Annotated in this window: 21 protein-coding genes; 16 read left to right on the top strand and 5 right to left on the bottom strand. The window is 74.0% G+C overall.

Annotation, left to right across the window (positions count from 1 at the left end):
• Positions 1–41: 41 nt before the first annotated feature.
• Positions 42–1391 carry a LolA family protein gene (locus tag FH969_RS02980; RefSeq protein ID WP_139986011.1) on the bottom strand — a complete coding sequence of 450 codons (1350 nt, stop codon included), beginning with the start codon at positions 1389–1391 and terminating at the stop codon, positions 42–44.
• Positions 1392–1485: 94 nt separating this feature from the next.
• Here FH969_RS02980 and FH969_RS02975 point away from each other — a divergent pair, with 94 nt between their 5' ends.
• The gene (locus FH969_RS02975) at positions 1486–2169 is read left to right on the top strand and encodes a response regulator transcription factor (RefSeq protein WP_139986009.1); all 684 of its coding nucleotides are present in this window, start codon (positions 1486–1488) and stop codon (positions 2167–2169) included.
• On the top strand, positions 2166–3704 hold the full coding sequence (locus FH969_RS02970) for a sensor histidine kinase (RefSeq protein ID WP_139986007.1): 1539 nt from the start codon (positions 2166–2168) through the stop codon (positions 3702–3704). The genes FH969_RS02975 and FH969_RS02970 overlap by 4 nt, the downstream gene beginning before the upstream one ends.
• Positions 3705–3709: 5 nt before the next feature.
• Here FH969_RS02970 and FH969_RS02965 read toward each other — a convergent pair whose 3' ends face one another.
• Complete coding sequence (locus FH969_RS02965; RefSeq protein WP_108717814.1) at positions 3710–4432, bottom strand: IclR family transcriptional regulator; 723 nt, start codon at positions 4430–4432, stop codon at positions 3710–3712.
• A gap of 134 nt (positions 4433–4566) precedes the next feature.
• Here FH969_RS02965 and leuC point away from each other — a divergent pair, with 134 nt between their 5' ends.
• From leuC to FH969_RS02945, 4 genes are all read left to right on the top strand, one after another.
• The gene (leuC, locus tag FH969_RS02960) at positions 4567–6048 is read left to right on the top strand and encodes a 3-isopropylmalate dehydratase large subunit (RefSeq protein WP_108717813.1); all 1482 of its coding nucleotides are present in this window, start codon (positions 4567–4569) and stop codon (positions 6046–6048) included.
• Between the two features lie 107 nt (positions 6049–6155).
• Complete coding sequence (gene leuD / locus FH969_RS02955) at positions 6156–6803, top strand: 3-isopropylmalate dehydratase small subunit (protein ID WP_108717812.1); 648 nt, start codon at positions 6156–6158, stop codon at positions 6801–6803.
• 18 nt (positions 6804–6821) lie between these two features.
• Positions 6822–7274, top strand: a complete 453-nt coding sequence (locus FH969_RS02950; protein WP_246071668.1) for a VOC family protein — start codon at positions 6822–6824, stop codon at positions 7272–7274.
• A gap of 206 nt (positions 7275–7480) precedes the next feature.
• On the top strand, positions 7481–9583 hold the full coding sequence (locus FH969_RS02945) for an acyltransferase family protein (protein ID WP_139986005.1): 2103 nt from the start codon (positions 7481–7483) through the stop codon (positions 9581–9583).
• A 143-nt stretch (positions 9584–9726) separates the two neighbouring features.
• Here the strand turns inward: FH969_RS02945 and FH969_RS02940 are convergent, their stop codons facing one another.
• Entirely contained in the window at positions 9727–10569 is an 843-nt protein-coding gene (locus FH969_RS02940; protein ID WP_139986003.1) for an LLM class flavin-dependent oxidoreductase, read from the bottom strand.
• 9 nt (positions 10570–10578) lie between these two features.
• A complete protein-coding gene (locus tag FH969_RS02935; protein WP_139986001.1) occupies positions 10579–11073 on the bottom strand; it encodes a MarR family winged helix-turn-helix transcriptional regulator in 495 nt (164 codons plus the stop codon).
• A gap of 354 nt (positions 11074–11427) precedes the next feature.
• Between FH969_RS02935 and FH969_RS02930 the strand changes: the two genes are divergently transcribed.
• From FH969_RS02930 to FH969_RS02885, 10 genes are all read left to right on the top strand, one after another.
• Complete coding sequence (locus FH969_RS02930; RefSeq protein WP_139985999.1) at positions 11428–13542, top strand: MMPL family transporter; 2115 nt, start codon at positions 11428–11430, stop codon at positions 13540–13542.
• 159 nt (positions 13543–13701) lie between these two features.
• Positions 13702–15375 (top strand): TIGR04028 family ABC transporter substrate-binding protein, encoded by a 1674-nt coding sequence (locus tag FH969_RS02925; protein WP_139985997.1) that lies wholly within the window; start codon positions 13702–13704, stop codon positions 15373–15375.
• Positions 15372–16307: an ABC transporter permease gene (locus tag FH969_RS02920; protein ID WP_139985995.1), complete on the top strand. Its 936-nt coding sequence runs from the start codon at positions 15372–15374 to the stop codon at positions 16305–16307. The genes FH969_RS02925 and FH969_RS02920 overlap by 4 nt, the downstream gene beginning before the upstream one ends.
• Before the next feature lie 66 nt (positions 16308–16373).
• Positions 16374–17261, top strand: a complete 888-nt coding sequence (locus FH969_RS02915) for an ABC transporter permease (RefSeq protein WP_425462446.1) — start codon at positions 16374–16376, stop codon at positions 17259–17261.
• The gene (locus FH969_RS02910) at positions 17258–18883 is read left to right on the top strand and encodes a dipeptide ABC transporter ATP-binding protein (RefSeq protein ID WP_139985993.1); all 1626 of its coding nucleotides are present in this window, start codon (positions 17258–17260) and stop codon (positions 18881–18883) included. Before FH969_RS02915 ends, FH969_RS02910 begins: the two co-directional genes overlap by 4 nt.
• Complete coding sequence (locus tag FH969_RS02905; RefSeq protein ID WP_139985991.1) at positions 18880–19905, top strand: putative FMN-dependent luciferase-like monooxygenase; 1026 nt, start codon at positions 18880–18882, stop codon at positions 19903–19905. The genes FH969_RS02910 and FH969_RS02905 overlap by 4 nt, the downstream gene beginning before the upstream one ends.
• Complete coding sequence (locus tag FH969_RS02900) at positions 19902–21320, top strand: alkylhydroperoxidase domain protein (RefSeq protein WP_139985989.1); 1419 nt, start codon at positions 19902–19904, stop codon at positions 21318–21320. The genes FH969_RS02905 and FH969_RS02900 overlap by 4 nt, the downstream gene beginning before the upstream one ends.
• 349 nt (positions 21321–21669) lie before the next feature.
• Positions 21670–22896, top strand: a complete 1227-nt coding sequence (locus FH969_RS02895) for a carbohydrate-binding protein (protein WP_139985987.1) — start codon at positions 21670–21672, stop codon at positions 22894–22896.
• A gap of 323 nt (positions 22897–23219) precedes the next feature.
• On the top strand, positions 23220–23936 hold the full coding sequence (locus FH969_RS02890; RefSeq protein ID WP_108717801.1) for a lysophospholipid acyltransferase family protein: 717 nt from the start codon (positions 23220–23222) through the stop codon (positions 23934–23936).
• A 1-nt stretch (position 23937) separates the two neighbouring features.
• Positions 23938–24933, top strand: coding sequence for an NAD(P)H-dependent glycerol-3-phosphate dehydrogenase (locus tag FH969_RS02885; protein ID WP_108717800.1), 996 nt, complete (start codon positions 23938–23940; stop codon positions 24931–24933).
• Between the two features lie 244 nt (positions 24934–25177).
• Here FH969_RS02885 and FH969_RS02880 read toward each other — a convergent pair whose 3' ends face one another.
• The gene (locus FH969_RS02880; RefSeq protein WP_139985985.1) at positions 25178–26134 is read right to left on the bottom strand and encodes an HNH endonuclease signature motif containing protein; all 957 of its coding nucleotides are present in this window, start codon (positions 26132–26134) and stop codon (positions 25178–25180) included.
• Positions 26135–26251 lie beyond the last annotated feature (117 nt).

Here is a 26251-nt window from a genome sequence, read left to right as displayed (position 1 = left end):
CTCGGGGGCTGCGGCCACGTCGGCCGCCGTGGCCGCCTCGCTCACGCGAGCCCGGCGGTCTGCAGGAGCGTCTGCGTGGGCACCGAGCCCACGAGCACGCGGCCGTCGTCGGTCACGAGGACGGACAGCAGCGCCGAGGAGAGCACCCGACCGCCGTCGACCGGCGTGGTGAGCTGGTCGTAGAGCGCCGAGGTGTCCAGCGAGAGGCCGGGGCCGTCGCCGTCGCCGGCGAACTCGCCGAACAGGTCGCCGTTGGCCGAGTCGCCGAACGGGGAGTCCTCACCCGCGAGCTCGGCCACCGCGGCCGGGTCGCCGGAGAGCAGCCCGGCGACGTCGACGCCGTCGCGCTGCACCACCGTGGCCCACCCCTCGCCGGTCACGCTCACGCCCTCGGGGAGGGTCGGCGTGCCCGAGGCGTCCGCGTGCTGATCGGCCCAGGCTCCGCCGTCGAGCGCCCCGTCCGTCGCGCCGGTCAGCGCGCCCGTGAGGGTGCCGTCCGGGTCGAGGTCGGCGAGCGTGAGCACCTTCTCGTTCACGGTCGCGCCCGCGGGCGCGGAGAAGGCCAGCGCCTCGTCGCTCGGGGTGGTGAACGAGACGTCCGTGAAGGCGAGCTCGAGCGCGGGGGAGTCGGGGTCCTGCGTGGAGAACACCTGGACCGAGAGCGGGACCGAGGTCTCGCCGTCGACGGCGATGAGCACCTCGTCCACGAGGGTCCCGGTTGTCGTGGGCACGATCCGGACCTCGTACGCGGACCGGCCGGCTACGGTCACCGGGTCGGTCACCGTGATGTCGGAGTCCTCCCGCGCGTGGTCGAGAATCTGCGTGGCGAGCTCGTCGGGCGTCGGGACGTCCGCGGTCGAGGCCTTGGCCGCCTGCTGCTGCTCGAGCACGGTGAGCATGCCGCTGAGCTGGTCGTCGAGGGAGACGTGGCGCACCTCGTCCTTGCCCGAGGAGTAGGTCCAGACCTGCGTGCCGTCGGTGACGACCGAGTACTCCGAGGTGGCGCCGAGCAGCGAGACCCGGGAGCGGTCGGAGCCGTCGGACCACACGCGGATCGTCGAGGAGCCCGAGAGGAGGTTGAGTGGATCGGCGCCGCCGGTCAGCTCGGCCGACACCTCGGGCAGCCCGAGCCGCGCGGTGTAGACGGCGGTGCCGGACAGCGGGGTCGGCTCGGCCGAGGCGACCGAGGCGAGCAGCTGCTCTGCGGTGACGTCGGGCAGGTCGGGGGAGTCGGCCGAGGCGATGGCCGGGATCGTGAAGGCGGCGCCGACGGCGACCACGGCGACGGCGGGGACGGCCCAGCGGGCGCGGGCGCGGGTCCGGGGCGTCGGGCCGGTGGGGGACGTGGCGATCGGGTCGGTCGACTCGGGGGTGCGGTCGGGGCTCGTCATGCGCCCAGCCTGCCTCGCGCTGCCTGAGGAAACCCTGAGACGACCGGACCCGCTGGTGGGCGCATGCGGCTCGACGATCGAGGATGCTGGGGGCATGCGGCTGCTGGTGGTGGACGACGAGCGGGCCCTCACGCGTGCGCTGCACCGCGGGCTGACCGCCGAGGGGTTCGCCGTCGACGTCGCGCACGACGGCCGGGCGGGCCTCGAGCTCGCGCGCTACGGCAACTACGACGCGATCGTGCTCGACGTGATGCTGCCAGGGCGCAGCGGGTACGACGTCGTGACCACGCTGCGCGCGGAGGGTGTCTGGACGCCCGTGCTGCTGCTGTCGGCGAAGGACGGCGACCACGACGTCGCCGACGGGCTCGACGTCGGTGCCGACGACTACCTCACCAAGCCGTTCTCGTTCGTCGTCCTCGTGGCGCGGATCCGGGCGATCGCGCGGCGGCCGGCGACCCCGCGCCCGGCCGCGCTCGCCGTCGGCGACGTGCGCCTCGACCCCGCGACGCACGAGGTGAGCGTCGGGGACGAGCGGGTCGAGCTGACGGTGCGCGAGCTGGGGGTGCTGGAGTACCTCATGCGGCACGCCGACCGCGTCGTGGGCAAGACCGAGCTGCTCGACCACGTGTGGGCGGGAGCAAGGGAGTCGGCGTGGGAGCGCGGCGCCGAGACGGCCGAGGTCAACGTCGTCGAGCAGTACGTGGGGTACCTTCGCCGCAAGCTCGGGCGCGAGCGGATCGCGACGGTGCGGGGTGCCGGGTACCGGATGGTCGGATGAGGTCGGCGACGCCCAAGCGGTCGGGCGCGGATCGGCCGGCGGGCGCGGACCGACCGGCGGGTGCGGACCGGCCGGAGGGGGCGAGTCGCGCGGCCGGCGCGCGCGGCACCCTGCGCTGGCGCCTCACCCTGCTCACCACGGGGGTGGTGGCGCTCGCGCTGGTGATCGGCGCCGTCGTGCTCGTCCGTCTCCTCGAGGGCGGCCGCGTCGAGGCGCTCGACGACGCCGCGGCCACGCGGGCGCGCACCGTCGCCTCGCTCGTGGCCTCCGACCAGGTGCCCGACGCCCTCGGCGTAGTCGCGCCCGGCGAGGTGGTGCAGGTGCTCGACGGCGAGGGTCGGGTCGTGGCGACCTCGGCCAACGCGTCGCTCACGCTCCCGGTGGTGTCGCTCGCCGACGTGGCGGACGAGGCGGCCGAGTCCGCGCGGACGGGCGAGCCCGCGCTCACGACGGCGGACAGCGCCTACACCGGATCCGCGCGGGTCGCGGTGCTGGCGGTACCGGGCGCCGACGGGTCGACGGCGACCGACGGGACGACGGCGACCGACGGGTCGACAGCGGGCGACCTCGTCGTCGCGGCCGTCCCGCTCGGCGACGTGGCCGCGACGATCCGCGCCCTGGCGCTCGCCCTCGTCGCGGTGGTGCCCGTGCTCGTCCTGGGCCTGGGCGCCGTGGTGTGGGTGGTCCTCGGCCGCGCGCTGCGGCCGGTGGAGGACCTGCGCGTGGCGGCGGACGCCGTCGCGGCCGAGGGCGGCCGCGGCTCGCTCCCCGTCCCCGCCTCGGGCGAGCTCGCCGCGCTCGCGACCACGCTCAACGCGATGCTCGACCGGCTCGACGGCGCCGTGCAGGCGGCCCAGCGGTCCGCTCGACGCGAGCACGAGGCGGCGACCCGGCAGCGGGCGTTCGTCGCGGACGCGGCGCACGAGCTGCGCTCGCCGATCACCGGCCTGCGGGCCGCGCTCGACGTCGCACGCGAGCACCCGCAGGCCTACCCCGCCGCGGAGCTCGTGCCCGACCTCGACGACGGTGTGCGCCGCATGGAGGTGCTCGTGGAGGACCTCCTGCTGCTCGCGCGGGTCGGCTCGCGGCCGCTCGCTCGCGAGCGGGTGGCGCTCGCCGACGTCGCGCGTGCGGCGGTGGCCGAGGGCGCCGCGGCCGCTGCCGCGCGGTCCGGCGAGGTGTCGCTGGACGTGCGGGGCGAGGGCGTGGCGCTCGCTGACGCCGAGGTGCTGGCCCGGGTCGTGCGCAACCTCGTGGCGAACGGCGTGCGGCACGCCGTCGGCCGGGTGCGGATCGAGGTGTCCGACGGCGAGTTCGCCGTCGACGACGACGGCGCCGGCATCGCCGTGGCCGAGCGGGAGCGGGTGTTCGAGCGGTTCGTGCGGCTCGACGCGGCGCGCGAGCGCGACGCGGGCGGGTCGGGGCTCGGGCTGGCGATCGCGCGTGAGCTCGCGCGCGAGCAGGGCGGCGACGTGGTGCTCGCGGACTCCGCGCTCGGCGGGTTGCGGGCGGTCGTCACGCTCCCCGTGGGATGAGAGACCTACTGGTGCTCGTCGGCACGCCGCAGCACCTCGCTGAGGCGGTTGGCCGCGCTGATGACGGCGGCCGCGTGCAGGCGACCCGGCTGGCGGGTCATCCGCTCGATCGGCCCGGAGATCGACACGGCCGCGACGACGCGGCTCGAGGGCCCGCGCACGGGCGCGGACACCGAGGCGACCCCCGGCTCGCGCTCGGCGACGGACTGGGCCCAGCCTCGCCGTCGGACGCCGGACAGCACCGTGGCGGTGAAGGTGGCGCCGTGCAGGCCGCGGTGCAGCCGGTCCGGTTCCTCCCAGGCGAGCAGCACCTGGGCGGCGGAGCCGGCCTGCATCGAGAGCTGCGCACCGACCGGGATGGAGTCGCGCAGGCCCACGGGCCGCTCGGCGGCCGCGACGCAGATGCGGTGGTCGCCCTGGCGGCGGTAGAGCTGCGCGCTCTCGCCCGTGTGGTCGCGAAGCGCCGCGAGCACCGGACCGGCGGCGGCGAGAAGGCGGTCCTCGCCGGCGGCAGCGGCGAGCTCGCCGAGGCGCGGGCCGAGCACGAAGCGGCCCTGGAGGTCGCGCGCCACCAGGCGGTGGTGCTCGAGCGCGACGGCGAGGCGGTGCGCCGTCGGGCGCGCCAGGTGGGTCGAGGAGACCAGCTGGGCCAGCGTCGCCGGCCCCGACTCCAGGGCGGCCAGCACGATCGCCGCCTTGTCCAGAACTCCCACACCACTCGTGTCCATGCCTCGATACTGCCGTCTCGGAGGCTGAGACGCAAGTTCACGGGCTGAGATCACGGGGGATGATGTCCGGCAACTACTCGGGGCCGCGTGCGTGACCCGCTCCGTCCCCGAGCCGAGTCGAGTCGAGGTGGGACATGGGCAAGACCCTGGCGGAGAAGGTCTGGGACGCGCACATCGTGCGCAAGGGTGAGAACGGCGCGCCGGATCTCCTCTACATCGACCTCCACCTGTGCCACGAGGTGACCAGCCCGCAGGCCTTCGAGGGCCTGCGGCTCGCCGGCCGTCAGGTGCGTCGCACCGACCTCACCCTCGCCACCGAGGACCACAACACCCCGACGCTGGACATCGACCTGCCGATCGCGGACCTCACGAGCCGCACGCAGATCGACACCCTGCGCCACAACGCCGCCGAGTTCGGCGTGCGCATCCACTCCCTCGGCGACGCCGACCAGGGCATCGTGCACCAGGTCGGGCCGCAGCTGGGGCTGACGATGCCGGGCCTCACGGTGGTCTGCGGCGACTCGCACACCTCCACGCACGGCGCGTTCGGCGGTCTCGCGTTCGGCATCGGGACGAGCGAGGTGGAGCACGTGCTCGCCACGCAGACGCTGCCGCTGCAGCCGTTCAAGACGATGGCGATCAACGTCGTCGGCGAGCTTCCGCCGGGCACGACCAGCAAGGACATCATCCTGGCGATCATCGCCAAGATCGGGACTGGCGGTGGCCAGGGCTACGTCCTGGAGTACCGCGGGCCCGCCATCGAGAAGCTCTCGATGGAGGCGCGGATGACGATCTGCAACATGTCGATCGAGGCCGGCGCGCGCGCCGGCATGATCGCGCCGGACCAGACCACCTTCGACTACATCAAGGGCCGCCCGCACGCCCCCGAGGGTCAGGACTGGGAGGACGCCGTCGAGTACTGGAAGACCCTGCGCACCGACGACGACGCCGTCTTCGACACCGAGGTCGAGCTGCGCGCGAGCGACCTCGAGCCGTTCGTCACCTGGGGCACCAACCCGGGTCAGGGCCTGCCGATCAGCGCGCGGGTGCCGGTGCCGGAGGAGATCGCGGACGAGAACGACCGCGTCGCCGCCGAGCGTGCGATCGAGTACATGGGCCTCGTCCCGGGCCAGCCGCTGCGCGAGATCACGGTCGACACCGTCTTCATGGGCTCGTGCACGAACGGCCGCATCGAGGACCTGCGCTCGATCGCCAAGGTGATCCAGGGCCACCGCAAGGCGGACAACGTCCGCGTGCTCGTCGTGCCAGCCTCCGCCCGGGTGCGGCTACAGGCCGAGGCCGAGGGTCTCGACGTCATCTTCAAGGAGTTCGGCGCCGAGTGGCGCAACGCGGGCTGCTCGATGTGCCTGGGCATGAACCCCGACCAGCTCGCGCCGGGGGAGCGGTCCGCCTCGACGTCGAACCGCAACTTCGAGGGCCGTCAGGGCAAGGGCGGACGCACGCACCTCGTGTCGCCGCTCGTCGCGGCGGCCACGGCGATCCGCGGCACGCTGTCCTCGCTCTCGGACCTCGACCTGCCTGCCGGCGTCGACCTCACCACGTTCGACGGCTCGCCGCTCGCGCCGCTGGACCCGAAGGTGCTCCTCCAGGTCTGACCTGGTCCGGCCAGGTCCGACGCGGATCGCGCCGCCCGCCCCCGCGCAGCCCGTCACCTCGCGCCGCCCGAGCGCATCCCGAACCTCGCACAAAGCAGGAGCCAGCCATGGAGAAGTTCACCGTCCACACCGGGATCGGCGTCCCGCTGCGTCGCAGCAACGTCGACACCGACCAGATCATCCCCGCCGTGTACCTCAAGCGTGTGACCCGCACGGGCTTCGAGGACGCGCTGTTCGCGGCGTGGCGCGGCGACCCGTCGTTCGTGCTCAACCAGGACGCCTACCGCGCCGGCACCGTGCTCGTGGCCGGCCCGGACTTCGGCACCGGCTCCTCGCGCGAGCACGCCGTGTGGGCGCTCAAGGACTACGGCTTCCGCGTGGTGCTGGCGTCCCGGTTCGCCGACATCTTCCGCGGCAACTCGGGCAAGCAGGGCCTCGTCGCCGGGATCGTCGAGCAGGAGGACGTCGAGCTGCTCTGGAAGATCCTGGAGAACTCCCCCGGTACGGAGGTGACGGTCGACCTCGTCAACCGGACCGCCACCGCGGGTGACGTCACGGTGCCCTTCCAACTCGACGACTACACCCGCTGGCGCCTCATGGAGGGCCTGGACGACATCGGCCTCACCCTCCAGCACGCCGACGAGATCGCCGCGTTCGAGGCGCGCCGGGAGTCCTGGCGGCCGCGCACGCTGCCGGCGAAGCACCTGCCGAAGATCGACATCGACGCGGCACGGCCCGCCGACCAGCCCGCCTGACCGGGGCTGACCGGGGGCATGGCCATGGTCGATCCCGGGGCGCCCGACGGCGCGTTCCCGCGCGCCATCACGGCCGTCACCCTCGGCGTCGCCGACGTCGCGCGGTCGCGCGCCTACTACGAGGCGCTCGGCTGGGAGCCGTTCGAGGTCCACGACGAGGTGGTCTTCATCCGCCTCGGCGGCCAGATCCTCGCGCTGTTCACGGCGGCAGGTCTCGCGGAGGACACCGGCTGCGACGACCTGCCCGCGGGGTCCGGCTCGGTCACCCTCGCGCGCAACTTCCCCTCCGGCGCCGACGTCGACGCCGCCTTCGCGCGAGCGCTCGCCGCGGGTGCCACGTCGGTCGTGGCGCCGCGTTCGACGTCCTGGGGCGGCTACTCGAGCTACGTCGCCGATCCCGACGGGCACCTGTGGGAGCTCGCGTGGAACCCGTTCTGGCCCATCGCCGCCGACGGCACGGTGGGGGACTGAGCGCGACCGGCTCGCGGCCAGAGCCCTGACGACCTCGGAGGGGCTCGTCAGGCGCAACGGTCGCGGCCGTGCGGCCGTGCGGCGACTCGCCGAGCGCTGCTGCCCCGACCGAGTCGCCTGGCTCGTGGGCCTCGGCGTGCGGCCGTGCGGCGACTCGCCCGGCGCCGCTGCCTGGGCCGACCAGACCGGCCACCGATACTGGAGCGATGACGTCGCAGGCACCGGCCAGGAGCATCGGGCCGGCCGCCCTGCACGACGGCGCGGGGGTCCGCACGCGCGCGACGACCGCGGTCGCCGACCGTCGGCCCGCCGAAACACCCCCGGCGGGTGACCACCTGGCCCGGCCCCACACACCGGCGCCGGGCGCACCGCAGAACCGCAGGCTGCACCTCACCGGCCTGGACGGACTGCGCGCCCTGGCCGTCGTCTCGGTGCTCGCCTACCACGCGGGTGCGGCGGGGCTGCCGGGCGGCTTCCTCGGCGTCGACCTGTTCCTCGCCATCTCCGGCTTCCTCATCACCACGCTGATCCTCACCGAGGTCGAGCGCACCGGACGGCTGCGCGTCGGCGCCTTCTACGGCCGCCGCGCACGGCGGCTCCTGCCCGCCCTGTACCTCGTGCTCGGTGCCGTGGTGGTGATCGAGCTGCTCCTGCGCGACCAGCTCGATCACCTGCGTCGCGCCGTGCCGGCCGCGCTTCTGTACGTCTCCAACTGGTTCCAGGTGGCGTCCTCGGAGTCCTACTTCGACGCGCATGAGCGTCCTTCGCTGCTGCGACACCTCTGGACGCTCGCGGTCGAGGCGCAGTTCTACCTCCTGGCGCCCCTCCTGGCGTGGGCCGCGATCCGCTGGGGTCGGCACCGGCTCGGCAAGGCGCTGCTCGTGCTGGCCGCGCTGTCCGCGACCGCGATGGTGGTGCTCGCCGTCGGCGGCGGCATGCCGGTGTCGAACGACCCGACCCGGGTGTACGTGGGGACCGACACGCACGCCTTCCCGCTCCTGCTCGGCGCCGCGCTCGCGTGCGTGTGGCGGCCGTGGAGGCTGCGCGGCGCGGCCGCGCGCAGCTCGGCGTACCTGTGCGACGTCGCCGCCGTCGTGGGGCTGGCCGCCTTCGCGGCGCTCGTCATCGGGGTGTCGGAGCGATCGACGCTGCTGTACCGAGGCGGCTACGCCGTGGCCGCGGTGGTGTGCGTCGTCCTCGTGGGAGCCGTGGTCCATCCGCAGTCCGCGATCGGGCGCGCGCTGGACCGCCATCCCCTGCGGTGGATCGGGACGCGCTCCTACGGCATCTACCTGTGGCACTGGCCGGTCCTCATGGTGACGCGCGCCGGCGTGGACCTGCCGTGGGCCGTGCCGGTCGTGGCGGTGCTCCAGGTCTCCCTCACGTGCGGGCTGGCGGAGCTGTCGTGGCGGTTCGTCGAGACGCCCGTGCGGCGCGGGGCACTGCTGCACTGGTGGCGGTCCGTGCGGACGGCCGGCCCGCTCGCCGTGCCGGCACGACGTACGACGGCGGTGCTCGCCGTCGCCGCGCTCGCCGTGGTCGGTCTCGGCTCAGGTCTGGCGCACGTGCCGGAGCGGCCGAGCCTGCTGGAGACGAGCAACCGTCTCGTCGGCGGCGGTGGGGTCGTGACCGCGCCCGACGGCGGTGCGGGCGCCGGCGCGGGCGCGGAGGCCGCTCGGACCCCGGTGATGCCGGGCGTGACCGTGGCCCTCGGACCCGACGGCACCCCGGCCGCCCTCGCCCCGCAGCCCGCGGCCGTGCCGCAGACGCACCGGCCCGCCCCTGAGCCCGCCCCTGAGCCGGCACCCGTGGACGAGGTGGGCGCGATCACGGTGGTCGGCGACTCGGTGATGGGCATGGTCGCGCCGGACCTCGCCGCGCTCGGGCCGGTCACGGTGGACTGGAAGGTGTCCCGGCAGTTCCGCGAGATGGCCGACATCGTCCTGGCCATGCGGGACGCCGGCACGCTGGGCCGCACCGTCGTGGTGCACGGCGGCTCCAACGGACCGATCGCCGAGGCGGACCTGCGCCGGGTGCTGGATGCGCTGTCGGACCACCGGGTCTTCCTCGTCAACGACCGTACGCGCGTGGAGTACCAGGACCAGAACAACGCGCTGCTCGCGAGCGTCGTGCCGCAGTACCCGAACGCGCGGGTGATCGACTGGTACGCCTACTCCGACCCGCACGGCGAGTGGTTCTTCGACGACGCGACGCACCCGCGCGAGGGCACCGGCTCGGTCGAGATGGCGAACCTCGTCTGGACCTCGATCCAGTCCGGCGCGATCGACCCGAGCGCCGAGCAGTCCTGACTCGCTCCGTGCCGAGGTCGACACGAGCGCGTGTCGTGTGGCACGTGTCGTGTCGGGCGTGTCCTGTCGGGCGTGTCGTGTGGCGTGGGGTCGTCCCACCCCGCCGGCCCGGCGGGCTCGGCCGATCCCCAGCCGCGGGCCGATCAGCGCGGCGGCCCCTCGCGCACCAGCGCGAGCTGGCGGGTGAACTGGGCGTCCTCGCCCTCCCAGCGCCCGTCGATCCACCACGTCGCGCCCGCCTCCTCGTACGCGGCGGCCCGCGCGGCGGCGTCCGCCTCGCCCGTGAACGTCCCCTGGAGCACGACGTCGAACCCCGCCATCTCGTCGGCGCCCCGCTCCCGGGTGAGCCAGGCGACCAGGTCGCGCACGTCGTCGGGTGTCGGGTCCGCCATCGCGCGCTCCCCACGCAGCTGCACCACCACACCGTCCCACCGCGCCGCGCGCCGCATGGAGCGCACGCTCGGCCATGCCCCGACGGGCCACACGGGCACGTGCGGGCGCTGCAGGGGCGCAGGAGCGATCTGCATCTCCTCGATGTGGTAGTGCTCGCCGGTGAACGAGAACGGCTCGGCGGTGGCAGCGAGGTCGAGCACGGCGAGCGTCTCGTCGAGCAGCGCGGCGCGCGTGCGCAGATCGGTCGGTGTGGCGCCGCGGCCGAGCACGCCGGCGACGGCGCGGTCGTCCGTCACGCCCACGCCCACCGGCAGCACGAGCCGGCCGCCGGAGAGGTGGTCAAGCGTGAGCGCCTGGCGGGCGAGCTCCCACGGCAGCCGGCGGGGCAGGGCGAGCACGAGGGTCCCGAGGCGGATCCGCGACGTCTGCGCCGCGACGGCGCCCAGCAGCGTGAACGGGTCCCACGTCGGTGCCGGCCCGAGGCTCACACCGTCCCAGCCGAAGAACCCGTCCCACCCGTGCTCCTCGGCCTCGACGGCGAGGCGGACGAGCTCGGTCGCGGAGCCGAAGGAACCGACGAAGCCGTAGCGCATGCGGGAAGGCTAGGCGGGGGGTACGACACGCCGCGTGCGGTGGTTGCCCTCGACGTGCTCCGCCGCGGCGAGCGCGGCGCCGAGGTAGCGCACGACGACGGCACGCTCCTCGTCCGTGAGGGCGGCGTCCGCCTCGGCGAGAGCACGAAACATCGGGCCCATGTGCCGCATCACCTCGTGGCGCGCAGACTCGGTGATCGTGACGGCGGTGCGCCGTCGGTCGATGGGGTGCGGCCGCCGCTCCGCGTGCCCCCGGGTCTCCAGCCGGTCCACGATGCCGGTGGACGCCGCCGTTGTGACGTCGAGGAGGCGGGCGATCTCCGCCGGGCCGAGGGGTCCGCGCGCGAGGTGCTCGAGGGCGTGGATCTCCTTCTCGCTGAGACCCGAGGCACCCGAGACCGTGTGCCGCACTGAACCACCGAGATCCATGACGCGACGAAGGAGCGTGAGCGACTCGGTCTGTCGCCACGCCCCGGGCTTGCTGAGGTCGATCTCGTCCGCCATCTAGTTCACCTGCTTAGGGACCGGGTCGGCGGGCCCATCGTAGACCCGCCCCTTCGCCCAGGGTCCCGCGCGGCGACGGACGGCCGCCGAGGTCCTGCTCGACGGCCGCCCGTGGCACCGGTGTCAGCCGCCGATCGCGGCCTCCGCCTCGGCGAACCACTCGTCCACGGCCGCGTCGACGTCGAGCGTGCCGTAGGCGACGTCCTGCGAGAGCGACGTGAACGTGGACTCCATGGTGCTGACGCTGCGGATCGACGTCGCGGCGCCCCTCGCGGTCGGCCGGACGCTGGTCGCACACACCGATGGCCCATATAGTTCACGCACTTAGCGACTTCGCTGCCGCCAGGAGGACCGATGAGCACCACCGCAGGGACCAAGGCCGACGTGACGCAGGACGGTCCGGGCGGCGAGCCCAGCCACCGCTCCTCCGGCTGGATCCGCTTCGCGACCGGCGCCCGCACGGCGTGGATCGTCGCGCTGCTCCCGCTGCTGATCGGCGGCGCGCTGATCGGCGGCCTCGGCCAGGCCGAGCGCGAGCGCGGCGCGACGGACCAGCTGCCGGTCGGCGCCGACTCGACGCAGGCCGCCGAGCTCGCCGAGCGCCTCCCGCAGCAGGACGGCAGCACCGCCGTCGTGCTCTTCACCGCCGCCGGCTCGAGCTCAGCCGACGACGGCGCCGCGCTCACCCCCGAGCAGCTCGAGGCGATCGGCGCCCTGGTGGGCGAGCTCGCGGGCGGTCAGCCCGTCGTCGTGCCGTCCGAGGACGGCACCGCGGCGCTCGGGATCGTCCCGATCGAGGCGACGAGCGCGTCGGCGGTGGCCGACGCCGTCGTCGACCTGCGCGCCACCCTTCGCGATGGGGCGCCCGACGGCGTGCAGGCCCAGGTCACCGGGCCCGCGGGGGTCGAGGCGGACCTCGCCTCGGTGTTCGACGGCGCGAACTTCCGCCTGCTCGGCGCCACGGCGCTCGTCGTCGCGATCCTGCTCATCGTCACCTACCGCAGCCCGGTGCTCTGGCTCGTCCCGCTCACGGTGGTCGGGCTCGCCGACCAGTCCGCGGCGGTCCTCGCGACCCACGTGCTGGCCGCCGTCGACATCCCGTCGAACGAGTCGACGATCGGCATCCTGTCGGTCCTCGTGTTCGGCGCCGGGACGAACTACGCCCTGCTGCTCATCTCGCGCTACCGCGACGAGCTGCGCCGTCTGCCGGACCGTCGCGAGGCGATGGCGCTCGCCCTGCGCCGCACCCTCGAACCCGTGCTGTGCAGCGCCGGCACCGTGGTGGTCGGCGTGCTCACCCTGCTGCTCTCGCTCGTGCCCACGACCCGTGGGCTGGGACTCGCGTGCGCCGTCGGGATCGTGGTCGCGGCGACGTTCGTGCTCGGCCTCCTGCCCGCCGCGCTCGTCGTGTTCCCGCGCGGGATCTTCTGGCCGCGGGCGCCCCGGGTGGGCGACGCGACGGCGGCGGAGACGCGCTCGGTGTGGCGCCGGATCGGCGACGGCGTCGCGAAGCGCCCGCTCGCCGTCGCGCTCACCGTGGTGGTCGGCCTGGGCGCACTGGCGATCGGCAACACGCAGCTGCGCCTCGGCCTGGACACCGCGGAGCAGTTCCTCAGCACGCCCGAGGCGATCGTCGCGGCGGACCGGATCAGCGAGTCTTACCCGGCCGGCACGGCGAACCCGACCTCCATCGTTACGACGGCGGACGCCACGCAGGTCCAGGAGCTCGCCTCCGCGGTGCCGGGCGTCGCGTCGGTCAGCCCGGTGTCCGAGGGCGACGGCGTGACCCAGCTCCAGGTCGTGCTCACCTCGCACGAGGGCTCGGCCGAGGCGCAGCAGGCGATCCGCGACCTGCGCACGGCACTGCAGGACGAGCCCGAGACCTACGTCGGCGGGCCCGAGGCTCAGACGATGGACGCCACCGAGGCGGCCGCGCGCGACCGCCAGCTCATCGTGCCGCTCATCCTCGGCCTCGTGCTCGTGGCGCTGGCGCTCCTGCTCCGCGCCGTTGTCGCGCCCGTGCTGCTCGTGCTCACCGTGGTCGGCACCTACTTCGCGGCCCTGGGCGCGTCCTGGTGGATCTTCACCGGTCCGCTCGGGTTCTCGGCGCTCGACGAGGGCGTGCCGCTCATGGCGTTCCTGTTCCTCGTGGCGCTCGGCGTGGACTACAACATCTTCCTCGTGACGCGGGCGCGTGAGGAGTCCATCGAGCACGGGGCGCGCGAGGGCATGCTGCGCGCGCTGGGCGCGACCGGCGGCGTCATCACGAGCGCGGGCATCCTGCTCGCGGCCGTGTTCGCGGTGCTCGGCGTGCTGCCGCTCGTCGTGCTCGCGCAGCTCGGCGTGGTGGTCTGCCTCGGCGTGCTGCTCGACACCCTCGTGGTGCGGACGATGCTCGTGCCGGCCCTCGCGCTGCTGCTGGGGGACCGGTTCTGGTGGCCGCGGCGGATCGCGCGCGCCGGGGCGTGACTCGACGTGTGACCCGCGTCACGGCACATCCCGCGGTCCCCCTGCATCACCCCTCGTGATGTCTCGGATCGCGAGACGAATAGGTTGTGCCAGCAACCAGACCCGGTTCGCTCGTACGGTCGGAGTCAGCATTCCCCCCTGACCCGAGGAGCACCGTCGATGTCCCGATCCGTCCGTCCCCTTGCCGCCGTCGCGGCAGCCGTCTCGGCCGTCGCCCTGCTGGCGGCCTGCGGCTCCGGCTCCGCCGGGACCGGTGACGCCACCGACGCCGCGAACGGCACGAGCGACGCCAGCGGCGACGCCGAGGCCGCCGGCGACGTCCAGACCGGCGGCGAGTTGCTCTACCTGGAGTACCAGGCCTACGACACGCTCTACCCGCCGGCGTCGGGCTTCTACCCCAACGGTGGCCTCATCGCGAACATCACCGACAAGCTCGTCTTCCAGGACCCGGTGACGCTGGAGTTCTCCCCGTGGCTCGCCACGGACTGGGCGATGAACGACGACGCGACCGAGTACACGTTCAACCTCCGCCCCGACGTGACGTTCTCCGACGGCACGCCGCTGGACGCCGAGGTCGTCGCGAAGAACTTCGACCTGTACGGTACCGGCGACCCGGACCGCGGGTTCGCCGTGTCGGAGCAGATCAACAACTACGCCGGCAGCGAGGTCGTGGACGAGGACACCGTGATCTTCCGGTTCTCCGCCCCCGCGCCCGGCTTCCTGCAGGCGACCTCGGCCAACGGCGCCGGCATCCTGTCCTCCGCGACGCTCGACGGCGACGCGGACGCCTTCGCGGCCGGCAACGCCACCAACGTGGTCGGCACGGGCCCGTTCGTCATCACGGACGAGACGGTCGGCTCCGAGCTCGTGCTCACGGCGCGTGAGGACTACGACTGGGCGCCGGAGGAGAGCGAGCACCAGGGCCGCGCGTACCTCGACTCGGTCCGGTTCACCGTGACCCCCGAGGACAGCGTGCGGATCGGCGCGCTCACGTCGGGCCAGGCCGACCTCATCCGCTACGTCCAGGCCTACGACGAGGAGCAGGTCACCTCGGCCGGCCTGCAGCTCTTCGCCCCGCAGACCCAGGGCGTCAACAACAGCCTCTCGCTGCGCTTCACCAACGAGATCCTCTCCGACCTCAAGGTGCGCCAGGCGCTCGTGGCCGGCGTGAACACCCAGGAGCTCGTCGACACGGTCTTCACCGAGAACTACCCGGCCGCGACGGGCGTGCTGTCCCACACCGCGCTCGGCTACGTCGACCTGTCCGACCAGCTCGCCTACGACCCGGAAAAGGCGAAGACCCTCCTGGACGAGGCCGGCTGGGTTCCGGGTGCCGACGGCATCCGCGCGAAGGACGGCAAGACGCTCACCCTCGTGGCCAGCGAGGCCAAGCCGCAGCCGCTCTCGCGCGACACCCTCACCCTGATCTCCCAGCAGCTGAAGGAGATCGGCGTCGACCTGCAGATCCTCGCCGCGGACTCCGGCACGTACGCCACCGCGATGAAGGACCCCAACCAGGTCCAGCTGTACCACTCGATGGTCGGCCGCACCGACCTCGACGTCATCAAGAGCCAGTTCCACTCCAAGAACCGCAACGCGCTCCTGTCCAACGACGCCGAGCTCGACTCGCTCCTCGAGGCTGTCGCCTCGACGCCGGACCCGCAGGTTCGCCTGGACGCGTCCGCCGCGGCGCAGCGGTACCTCGTGGACAACGCCTACGTGATCCCGCTGTTCGAGGAGCCGCAGGTGTACGGCGCGCAGAACTACGTGCACGGATTCGGCTGGGACTCGATCGCTCGCCCGAAGTTCTACGACACCTGGCTGGAGCAGTGACGTACGTCGCGAGCCGCGTGCTCTCCTCCCTCGGGGTCCTGCTCGGCGCGTTCACCCTCGCGTTCGTGCTGCTGCAGGCCCTGCCCGGGGACGCCGTGATGATCCGCTTCGAGAACCCCGAGCTGGGGCTCACGGCGGAGCAGATCGCGGCGATCCGGGAGAGCTACGGGGCGGACTCCGGCCTGCTGGCGGAGTACTGGCACGCGCTCAGCGGCGCCCTCGGCGGCGACCTCGGCTACTCGGTCGCCTCCGGGGCGCCGGTGCGCGTGCTGGTCGGTGAGGCCCTCGGGTCCACCCTGCTGCTGGCGGGCCTCGGCTTCGTCGCGGCGGTGCTGCTCGCGGGGCTGCTGGCCTTCGCGGCCAGCCTCAGCCCGTTCTCGTGGCTCGCGACACTCCTGCGCTCCCTGCCCTCGCTGTTCATCTCGGTGCCGGTCTTCTGGCTCGGCATCGTGCTCATCCAGCTGTTCTCCTTCCGGCTCGGGTGGATCTCGGTGATCCGCCCGGGCCCGGTGGAGGCCCTGATCCTGCCCGTGCTCACCCTCGCCGTCCCGATCAGCGCGCCGCTCGCCCAGGTGCTGCTGCGCGCGATCGACGACGTGCGCGCCCAGCCGTTCGTCGCCGTCGTGCGCGCGAAGGGCGCGAGCGAGCCGTGGCTGCTGGTGCGCAACGTGCTGCGCAACGCGGCCCTGCCCGCCATGACCATCGCGGGCGTGCTGCTCGGAGAGCTCATCGGCGGCGCCGTCGTGACCGAGACCGTGTTCGCCAGGTTCGGCATCGGCCGGCTCACGGCGGACGCGCTCAACGCGCAGGACACCCCCGTCCTGCAGGCGATCGTCATCATTGCGGCGGCCGTCTTCGTCGTCGTCAACCTGGCCGTCGACCTGCTGGCGCCCGTCCTCGACCCGCGGCTGCGCCGTCGGGTCCAGGCCTGAGGAGGACCCGTGACCCTCGAGCTGGAGCGCAACGTGCCCGACCCCGCCGACGAGACGCCCGACGGACTGCGCAGCCCGATAGACGTCGACCCCGAGGGGCGCACGTCGCTCGCGGCGACGGCGGAGCGCGCACCCGCGCCGTGGCGCCGCGTCCTGCCGTGGCTGTCGGTGGGACTCGCGTTCGCCGTCGTCGCCCTCGTCGTCGCCTGGGCGCTCGCGCCAGGGCTGTTCACCGCCCAGGACCCCTACACGGGCGTGCCCGCCGACAAGCTCGCGCCCCCGAGCGCGGCGCACTGGTTCGGCACCGACCCGACCGGCCGCGACCTGTTCACCCGCGTCGTCTACGGCGCGCGCTACTCACTGCTGGGCGGCACGGTCGCCGTGGGCGTCGGGCTCGTCGCCGGCACTGCGCTCGGCGTGATCGCCGGGTCGATCGGCGGCTTCCTCGACGAGCTGCTCATGCGCGTGGTCGACGTGCTGCTCTCGATCCCGGGGCTGCTGCTCAGCCTCTCGGTCATCATCCTGCTCGGCTTCGGCACGACGAACGCGGCGATCGCGGTAGGCGTGACGAGCGTGGCCGCGTTCGCGCGCCTCTCGCGCTCGGAGGTCGTGCGGGTGCGACGCACCGAGTACGTCGAGGCCGCGTTCGGCTCCGGCGGCCGCTGGTGGAGCGTGCTGCTCAGGCACGTGCTGCCCAACTCGCTCACCGCCGTGCTCGCGCTCGCCGCGCTGCAGTTCGGCACCGCAGTGCTCGCGATCTCCACGCTCGGCTTCCTCGGCTACGGCGCGCCGCCGCCCACGCCCGAGTGGGGCCTGCTGATCTCCGAGGGCCGCAGCCACCTCGCGACGTCGTGGTGGCTCACCACGCTGCCGGGCCTCGTCGTCGTGGTCGTCGTGCTTTCCGCCAACCGGATCTCCGGCTGGATCTCCGAACGCCGGGAGGGCGCGCGATGAGCGACCTGCTCAAGGTCACCGACCTGTCCGTCGCCTACGCCGGGCGCTCGGGAAGCCGCACAGTCACGCACGGCGTCTCATTCGCCGTCGCGCCCGGCGAGGTCGTCGCGCTCGTGGGGGAGTCGGGGTCGGGCAAGACCACGACGGCGCAGGCCGTCATCGACCTGCTGCCCGCGGGCGGGCGCGTGGTCGGCGGGCGCATCGAGCTCGCCGGCGAGGACGTGACGCACGCGAGCGCCCGCCGCTGGCGCGAGCTGCGCGGCCGCCGGGTCGGGCTCATCCCGCAGGACCCCGGCGCCTCGCTCGACCCGACGAAGCGGATCGGGGACTCCGTCGCCGAGGCCTTCCGCATCCACCGCGCGGCGCCGCGCCGCGTCCTGGGCGCGCGCGTCGAGGAGTTGCTGGACCGGGTCGGGATCGACGACCCGGCGCGCCGCGCCCGCCAGTACCCGCACGAGCTCTCGGGCGGGATGAAGCAGCGCGTGCTCATCGCGGCCGCGATCGCGCTCGGGCCGGGGCTGCTCATCGCCGACGAGCCGACGAGCGCGCTGGACGTCACCGTGCAGCGGCGCATCCTCGACCTGCTCGAGGACCTGCGCCGGGAGAACGGCACCGGCATCCTGCTCGTCACGCACGACCTCGCGCTCGCGGCCGACCACGCCGACCGCGTGCTCGTGCTGCGCGAGGGCCGCGTGCAGGAGCACGGGCCGAGCGCACAGGTGCTGCGCGCGCCCGAGTCCGACTACACCCGCCGCCTGCTGGCCGACGCTCCGACGCTCGCCACGCCCGTGCACCGCGCCGCCCGCACGGCGCCCGACGGCGAGCAGCCCGCCGTGCGCGTGCGTGGCCTCTCGGTGGAGTTCGGCGGGCACGGGCTGGGCGCGCGGCTGCGCAAGGAGCAGCCGTTCCGCGCCGTGGACGACGTGAGCTTCGAGATCCCGCGCGGCACGACGCACGCGCTCGTGGGGGAGTCCGGCTCGGGCAAGACGACCACGGCGCGCGTCATCGCGGCCTTCCAGAGCGCTGCGTCCGGCTCGGTCGAGGTGCTCGGCGAGGACGTCCTCACGCTGGACTCCGCGCGGCGCCGCGAGCTGCGCCGCCGTGTCCAGCTCGTCTACCAGAACCCGTACGCGTCGCTCGACCCGCGCCAGACGATCCTCGACGCGGTCACGGAGCCGCTCGCGAACTTCGGCCTCGAGGGCAGCGCCGCGGGCCGCCGGGCGCACGCCGTCCAGGCGCTCGAGCGCGTCGCGCTGCCCGCCGAGCTGCACCACCGCCGGCCGCGCGAGCTCTCGGGCGGTCAGCGCCAGCGCGTGGCGATCGCCCGCGCGATCGTGCTGCACCCCGAGCTGCTCATCCTCGACGAGGCCACGAGCGCGCTCGACGTCACCGTGCAGGCGGGGATCCTCCGCCTGCTCGACGACCTGCAGCGCGAGCGCGGCCTCACCTACCTCGTCATCTCTCACGACCTCGCGGTGGTCCGGCAGATCGCCGACACCGTGACGGTGCTCCGGCGCGGCCGGGCCGTCGAGCAGAGCGGCACGGCCGCGCTGTTCGCCGACCCCCACGAGGAGTACACCCGCGACCTCATCGCCTCGATCCCCGGAAAGGTTCCTTCGTGACGTCCCCGCTCCGCCTCGGCCTGTTCACCCGCCTGCTCGACGAGACGTCGCCGGGGGAGCGCTACCGCAACGCGCGCGACCAGATCGTGCGCGCGGAGCAGCTGGGCTACGACTCCGCGTGGGTGGCGCAGCACCACTTCCACGCGCTCGAGGGCGGGCTGCCCGCGCCCGCGGTGTTCCTCGCCTCGGTCGCGGCGCTGACCCGCCGGATCCGGCTGGGCTTCGGCGTCATCACGCTGCCGCTGGAGCACCCGCTGCGGGTCGCGGAGGACCTCGCGGTCCTCGACGAGATCTCGGGCCACCGGGTGGAGGTCGGCTTCGGGACCGGTGGCACGCCGTCGTCGTTCCGCGCCTTCGGGTTCGACGCCGCGGACCGCCGCACGATCTACGCCGACCACCTCAAGGTGGTCACCGACGCGTGGGCCGGGCTCGACCTGGGCGACCCCGAGAACCAGCTCTACCCGCCGGCGCCCACGCTGCTGGAGCGCCGCTGGGAGGCGACGTTCTCCGCCGAGGGCGCGGCCCGGATCGGTGCGAACGGGTCCGGCCTCATGCTCTCGCGCAGCCAGCCGCGCCCCGAGAGCGCGCCGAACGCGCGGATCTGGGAGATCCAGGAGCCGATCGTGGACGCCTACCTGGACGCCCTGCCCGACGGCGTGGCGCCGCGGATCGCGGCCTCCCGCACGGTGTTCGTGGCCGACGACGAGGCGACGGCGCGTCGCGAGGCCGACCGCGGCCTGCGGACGGTCGCGGTGCGGGGCGGGCTGTGGGGGCTCGACCCCGACGGCCGCATCGAAGACCTCATCGCGCGCTCGGACACCGTGACGGGCGACCCCGAGCAGGTCGCCGCACAGCTCGCGCAGGACACGATCCTCGAGCGCGCCACCGACCTGCTGGTGCAGGTCCACTCGGTCGACCCCGTGCACGAGCTCGTGCTGCGCTCCCTGGAGCTGCTCGCGCACGACGTGTCTCCGCTGCTGCCGCGCCTCGCGCTGCGTCCGACCTTGGAGGTCTCCCGATGACTACCACCGCCACGTCCGGCACGGACGCGACCGAGGTCGCCCAGAGCGGACGGGGAGTCGACCTCGTCGACGCCGTGGTCGGCACCGCGCCCGGCTCGAGGCTCGACGCGCTCCGCCGGGGCCGCGACGCGGCCCGCACGCACACCCAGGCCAGCCACGACGCGCTGTTCGCGCCCGTCGCGGAGAACGGCTTCCCGCTCGTCGAGCGGTACGCCGTCGCTAGCCTCGTCCTCGCGCTGCACGGCGCCGCGGCCGCGCCCCTCGGCGCGGTGTACGACGGCGAGCTTGCCGCCCGCGACGCGGCTCTCGCCGCGGAGGTGGCCGCCATCGCGGAGGCCGCGCGGCGCCCGGGTCCGTACGGGGTGTACCGCGAGCCCGGGCTGGCGGGGGAGTCCGAACGGGGCGAGGCGTTCACGGTGGCGAGCTCTGCCGTCGTGCCGCCGCGGCTCGCCTCGGGCCTGACGCACGCCGTGCTGTTGGTGCTGCGGCCGCGGGAGTCCTCGCCGCAGGCGCTGCAGGCGCTGCTGGACGCGGGGTGGACGACGTCGCAGATCGTGACGCTGTCGCAGCTCGTGGCGTTCCTGGCCTACCAGGTGCGGCTCGTGCACGGGCTCGGGGTGCTCGCCGGCTCGTCCGACGCGGCTGTCGGCGTGTCCGTGGGCTCTGCTGGCGCCGACACGTCGGCCACCGACGCGAGCGGCGCCGGTGCGGGTGGTGCTGCGACGAGCGGCGCCGCCGAGGCCGGTGCCTTCGGGGTTGAGGTCGAGCCGGTCGTCGACCCGGGTGACCGCGCGGTCACCACGTATCCCGACCTCGACCGCCCCGACCACTTCACGCGGGCGAACCTCGGCTGGGTGCCGTGGCTCACGCCGCCGGCGGCCGATCAGCTGAGCGAGCGGCAGTACGCGGGCCTCGTGGAGCGCAACCGCGACGCGAGCCCGTACTTCCGGCTGCTCGCGCTCGACCCCGAGGTGCTCGCGGCCCGCACGCGGACCGACCTCGACACCTTCCGCACGGGCGCGCCGCGCAAGCCGTCCGACGGCGAGGGCCTGCCTCGTCCCGAGCGTGAGCTCAGCGCTGCGGTCGCCTCGCGCGTCAACGGCTGCGTGTTCTGCGCGAGCGTGCACGCCCGCTTCGCGGAGCAGCTCTCGCACCGCACGGACGAGGTCGACCTGCTGCTGCGGAAGGGCACCGAGGCGGCCACGGCGCAGCTGGAGCCGCGGTGGGCCGCGGTCGTGCGGGCAGCCGCTGCGCTGAGCCGGACGCCCTCTGCCTTCGACGCCGAGCACGTGGCCGAGCTGCGCGGCGTGGGGCTGTCGGACGAGGCGATCCTGGACGTCGTGGGCGCCGCCGGCTTCTTCGCGTGGGCCAACCGCCTCATGCTCTCGCTCGGCGAGCCCGAGAACCCCGCCTGACCCACCGCCCCGCGAGCCATTCTTACAGTCCGCGAGGTGATTTCCGTCCTTTCCCGAGAGGATCTTCGTCCTATCGCGAGGTGATCTCCGTCGTTCGCGAGGTGATGCTGGTCCTTTCGCGAGGTGATCCTGGTCCGTTCTCGAGGCGATGTCGGTCGTCGGGGAGGCGATGTCCGTCATCGGCGTGATCTCGAGACCGACGAGGGCCCTCGCCGCTGCCCGCGTGGAGAGGGTTGTGCGTGCCAACGTCTCGTGAGCCAGGGCGTCCCTGACGGCGCCCGCAACCCGCGCGGCGGGGACGCTCAATCGAAACGGTTCGCTCTCGCGTCGCCCTGAGGATTTCCAGCCCGTGGCCGACGGCATCGAGGAGACGGCGATCCAGGACCTCGTGGCGCCCGCCGGCGACGTCGACCTCGTCTCGGCGATGCTCGACCTCGGCGGGTTCGTCCACGGCGACATCGACACGGTCGTCAACACCTTCCAGGCGCCCTACTTCGGCGGGGCGACGAGCGTGGACGCCGCGGGACTCGCGTCCGGGGTGATCGTGCGCGCGGGGACGGACGGGTCGGGCAACCACGTCGTCGCGACCTCGGCCGACTCCGGCGCCACTTGGGTCACCTCGCCCGCCTCCGGTGGTTCGGGACCCGGCACGGTCACGGTGAGCGCTAACGGCGCGAACGTGGTGTGGGCGCCCGACGGCGTGACGCCCCGTCGGTCCGGCGACACGGGTTCGACGTGGGCGGACGTCGTCGGCCTGCCCGTCGGTGCGCGGGTCGAGAGCGACCGCGTCGACCCGCGCCTCGTCTACGGGCTCGCGGGCGGCACGTTCTACCGCTCCAACGACGGCGGGGCGACGTTCGCCGCCGTCGCCGGTGGTCTGCCGGCCGAGGGCAACGTGCGCTTCGCCGCGATGCCGGGCTCGATCGGCGTGCTGTGGCTCGCCGGCGGTGACGACGAGGGCGCGTACGGGATGTGGCGATCGACGGACGCGGGGTCCACCTGGTCCGCCGTCGCGGGCTTCGACGCCGCCGACACGGTCGGCTTCGGCCGCGCCGCGCCCGGAGCGCTCACCCCCTCGATCTACACCGCCGCGGAGCGCGACGGCGTGCGTGGCGTCTACCGGTCGATCGACGGCGGTACGTCGTGGGAGCGCATCAACGACGACGAGCACCAGTGGGGCTGGATCGGCGCCGACATCGAGGGAGACCCCGACGTCTTCGGTCGCGTCTACATCGCGACGAACGGTCGCGGGATCATCGTCGGCGACGACACCGAGGCCGCCGCTCCGGCCGACTGGAACGCGCGCACCGTGTACACCACGGGCGACGTCGTGACCTACGCGGGTGCGCAGTGGCGGGCGTCGTGGTGGACCCAGGGTCAGAAGCCCGGGGACGCGTACGGCCCGTGGCAGCAGATCGCGGCCGAGCCGTCCGGGGTGGCCGCGTGGACGTCGAGCCGCATCTTCGTGGCGGGCGACGTCGTGTCGCACGGCTCGCACCTGTGGCGGGCCAAGTGGTGGACGCGGGCGCAGGAGCCGGGCGCGTCGCCGTGGGGTCCGTGGGAGCAGATCGGCTGAGCTGCGGGTCGGTTCGATCCTGGTCGGTGCGGGCGGCGTCGATCGCCGCCTGCACCGGCCGGGAGGGCTCGCCGTCGCGCGGGGTGCGATGTGACCGAGGAGGCTCGCCGTCGCGCAGGGTGCGATGCGAGAGCGAGGGGGGCTCGCCGTCGCGCAGGGTGCGATGCGAGAGCGAGGGGGGCTCGCCGTCGTGCAGGGTGCGATGCGAGAGCGAGGGGGGCTCGCCGTCGTGGGTGCTGCCGAGCCCGCGACGGCGTCCGCACGACGCGCTCGGTCGGCCGCCGCGCGGCCCGCGACCGCGTGCGCCGTTAGGATCGGCGTCCGTGACACAGCGCCGGTACTCCCCGACCTACCGCTTCATCGCCGGTGTGGTGAAGCCCTTCCTGTGGCTCATGGGCCGCAAGCGGTGGAGCGGCACCGAGAACCTCCACCGGCCCGAGGGCTTCATCGCCGCCGCGAACCACGCGTCGCTGCTCGACCCGCTCGCGACGGCCCACGTCCTCTACAACAACGGGGCGCCGCCGCGGATCATGGCCAAGGCTGAGCTGTGGAAGGTGTTCGGGCTCGGCGCGCTGCTGCGCGGGTCCGGCCAGATCCCCGTGGAACGGCGGACGCGCCAGGCCGCCGACTCGCTCGTCGCGGCGCAGGCGGCGCTCGAGGCGGGGGAGTGCGTCCTGATCTTCCCCGAGGGCACGCTGACCCTGGACCCGAACGCCTGGCCGATGGTCGCGCACACCGGCGTTGCGAGGCTCGCGCTGACGTCGGGCGCGCCCGTGATCCCGCTTGCGCAGTGGGGGTCGACGGCGATCCTGCCGCGCAAGGCCAAGTTCCCCACGCTGCGGCGCACCACGTTCCAGGCGCTCGTGGGGGAGCCCGTCGACCTCACCGACCTGCGGCCGCAGCCGGGCGCGCAGCCCACGCCCGAGGCGCTCGCGGAGGGGACGCGCCGCATCATGGCCGCCATCACGACCCAGCTCGCGCAGATCCGGGGCGAGACGCCGCCCGCGGAGCCTTTCGATCGCCGGAAGGCGGGGGTCTGAGGTGCGCTGCGCCGTCCTCGGGTCGGGCTCGTTCGGCACGGTGTTCGCGCAGCTGCTCGCGGACGCGGGGCACGACGTCGTGCTGTGGGCCAAGACGGAGGAGACGGCACGGTCGATCAGCCTCGACCACGAGAACCCGACCTACCTGCCGGGAGTGCGGCTCGCCGACACGGTGAATGCCACGACCGATCTGCCCGCCGCGGTTGCCGGTGCGGGGCTGGTCGTGGTGGCGCTGCCGTCGCAGATCGTGCGTGGCCTGCTCGCGCCCTACCGCGACGACGTGCCCGACGACGCGATCGTGCTGTCGCTGATGAAGGGTGTCGAGGAGGGCACCGACGAGCGCATGAGCGAGGTGCTCGCATCGGTGTGGGACCTGCCGGCGAAGCGGCTCGCGGTGCTGTCGGGGCCGAACCTGTCGGGCGAGATCGCGCAGCGGCAGCCCACGGCCACGGTGGTCGCGTGCGAGCACGAGGACACCGCGCTCGAGGTCGCGCACGCCATTGCGACGCCCTACTTCCGGGTTTTCACGGCGACCGACGTCATCGGGATCGAGATCGGTGGTGCGGTCAAGAACGTCATCGCGCTCGCCGTCGGGATTGCCCAGGGCGTGGGCTTCGGCGACAACACGATGGCGTCGATCATGACGCGCGGGCTGTCGGAGGCGGCGCGGATCGGGGCCGCGGTGGGGGCGCAGCCGGAGACGTTCGCGGGGCTCGCGGGGATGGGCGACCTCATCGCGACGTGCTCGTCGCCGCTCTCGCGCAACCACCGGCTGGGCTCCTACATCGGTCGCGGGATGTCGCTCGAGGAGGCCGTCGCAGCCACGGGCTCGACGGCGGAGGGCGCCAAGTCCTGCCGCCCCATCCTGGATCTCGCCAACCGGAACGGCGTGAAGGCGTCGATCATCCGGGCCGTGGTCGACGTGTTGTACAACGGGCTCACCGTGCAGGAGATGGTCGAGCGGCTGGTGGATCGCCCGCCGCGCGCTGAGGACTGAGGAGCGCTGGTCGCGGCCCGCGTGCGGCGGCGCATGCCGGCCCGGCGGCGCATGCCGGCCCGGAGGCGCACGCCGGACCGGCGGCGGCGCGACCGCGCTCGGGCGCTCCGAGCAGCGCTCTCCCTGGGCGAGCACCGAGCCGGGCGGGCGGCGGCGACTCCCAGGCGTGGACCGTGCCAGTAGGCTCCCCGCGCCAGCCGGCGCAGGTCGCGCCGGCGACGGCGAGGCGCGGAGCATCGTCGGGCTACCAGTCGCGGGCGGGGCAGCCTTCGGGGAACTGGAAGTCGTCGGGTTCGGGCGGGTCGGTCGAGTGCACGGTGTCGTCGCTGCTGCGCGACCGGGTGCTCCGGTTGGGATGCGGGGCCGCGTCGTCGGGTCGGGCAATGCGAGTGGGCGCGGCTGCGCCGTGGGACGGGGCCGGGCGGGTGGGCAGAGTTCCGCCCGGCGCCGTCGGCGCGGCCGTCTCGGACGTCGCGTCGTCTAGCAGAGTCTCGCCGTTGGGCAGAGTCCTCTCCGAGGCCTTTCGCACGGCCGTCTCGGACGTCGGGCCGTCGAACAGAGTCTCGCCGGCGGGCAGGGCTGCGCCGTCGGGTCGGGCACTGAGGGTGGGCAGAGTTCTCCCCGACGCCGTGGGCGGGGTCGTCTCGGACGTCGCGCCGTCGAACAGAGTCTCGCCGGTGGGCAGGGCTGCGCCGTCGGGTCGGGCGCTGAGGGTGGGCAGAGTTCTCTCCGAGGCCTCCCTCTTGGCCGTCTCGGACGTCGCGTCGTCGAAGAGAGTCTCGCCGGTGGGCAGGGCTGCGCCGTCGAACGGAGGCTCGTCGGTGGGCAGGGCTGTGCCGTCGGGCGGTGTGTGGCGGGGTCGTGGTGGGGTGAGGAGGTGGTCTTCGAGGCGGGTGGTGGCCCCGATCTGGTCGCCTCGGGCGGTGGTGAAGACGAACCCGCCGGGGGTGGTGGTGATGTGAATGTCGTCGCGGTGGATGTCGTGGTGGTGGCGCGAGCACATGGTGATGGCGTTGGCGATGCTGGTCTCGCCGCCGTGGGCCCAGTGCTGGACGTGGTGGACCTGGCACCAGGTGGCGCGCAGGGTGCAGCCGGGCCACTGGCAGTGCCGGTCCCGGACCAGGACCGCGCGGCGCAGGTCACCGGTGTAGGTGCGCTCGCTGCGTCCGATGTTGACCGGTTGGCCCTCGGGGTTGAGCACGAGGCGCTGCCAGTAGGCGTCGCAGGCCAGGACGGGGCCTGACCCCGGATCTTGGACACGCTGAATCCGGCACCTGGTGCTGGGGAAGCGAGATGATCCGAGAATCATGGCCAGGAA

The sequence above is a fragment of the Miniimonas arenae genome, from assembly GCF_006351005.1.
Classification (GTDB): Bacteria; Actinomycetota; Actinomycetes; order Actinomycetales; family Beutenbergiaceae; genus Miniimonas; species Miniimonas arenae.
This window is presented reverse-complemented; position numbering and strand designations above follow the sequence as displayed.

What these genes read in the sequence shown, in the direction of transcription:
- FH969_RS02945 (WP_139986005.1), top strand. Translation starts at nt 7,481, where the DNA reads ATGACGTCGCAGGCACCGGCCAGGAGCATCGGGCCGGCCGCCCTGCAC.
- FH969_RS02940 (WP_139986003.1), bottom strand. Translation starts at nt 10,569, where the DNA reads ATGCGCTACGGCTTCGTCGGTTCCTTCGGCTCCGCGACCGAGCTCGTC.
- FH969_RS02950 (WP_246071668.1), top strand. Translation starts at nt 6,822, where the DNA reads ATGGCCATGGTCGATCCCGGGGCGCCCGACGGCGCGTTCCCGCGCGCC.
- FH969_RS02900 (WP_139985989.1), top strand. Translation starts at nt 19,902, where the DNA reads ATGACTACCACCGCCACGTCCGGCACGGACGCGACCGAGGTCGCCCAG.
- leuC (WP_108717813.1), top strand. Translation starts at nt 4,567, where the DNA reads ATGGGCAAGACCCTGGCGGAGAAGGTCTGGGACGCGCACATCGTGCGC.
- FH969_RS02925 (WP_139985997.1), top strand. Translation starts at nt 13,702, where the DNA reads ATGTCCCGATCCGTCCGTCCCCTTGCCGCCGTCGCGGCAGCCGTCTCG.
- leuD (WP_108717812.1), top strand. Translation starts at nt 6,156, where the DNA reads ATGGAGAAGTTCACCGTCCACACCGGGATCGGCGTCCCGCTGCGTCGC.
- FH969_RS02965 (WP_108717814.1), bottom strand. Translation starts at nt 4,432, where the DNA reads ATGGACACGAGTGGTGTGGGAGTTCTGGACAAGGCGGCGATCGTGCTG.
- FH969_RS02970 (WP_139986007.1), top strand. Translation starts at nt 2,166, where the DNA reads ATGAGGTCGGCGACGCCCAAGCGGTCGGGCGCGGATCGGCCGGCGGGC.
- FH969_RS02975 (WP_139986009.1), top strand. Translation starts at nt 1,486, where the DNA reads ATGCGGCTGCTGGTGGTGGACGACGAGCGGGCCCTCACGCGTGCGCTG.
- FH969_RS02980 (WP_139986011.1), bottom strand. Translation starts at nt 1,391, where the DNA reads ATGACGAGCCCCGACCGCACCCCCGAGTCGACCGACCCGATCGCCACG.
- FH969_RS02910 (WP_139985993.1), top strand. Translation starts at nt 17,258, where the DNA reads ATGAGCGACCTGCTCAAGGTCACCGACCTGTCCGTCGCCTACGCCGGG.
- FH969_RS02930 (WP_139985999.1), top strand. Translation starts at nt 11,428, where the DNA reads ATGAGCACCACCGCAGGGACCAAGGCCGACGTGACGCAGGACGGTCCG.
- FH969_RS02935 (WP_139986001.1), bottom strand. Translation starts at nt 11,073, where the DNA reads ATGGCGGACGAGATCGACCTCAGCAAGCCCGGGGCGTGGCGACAGACC.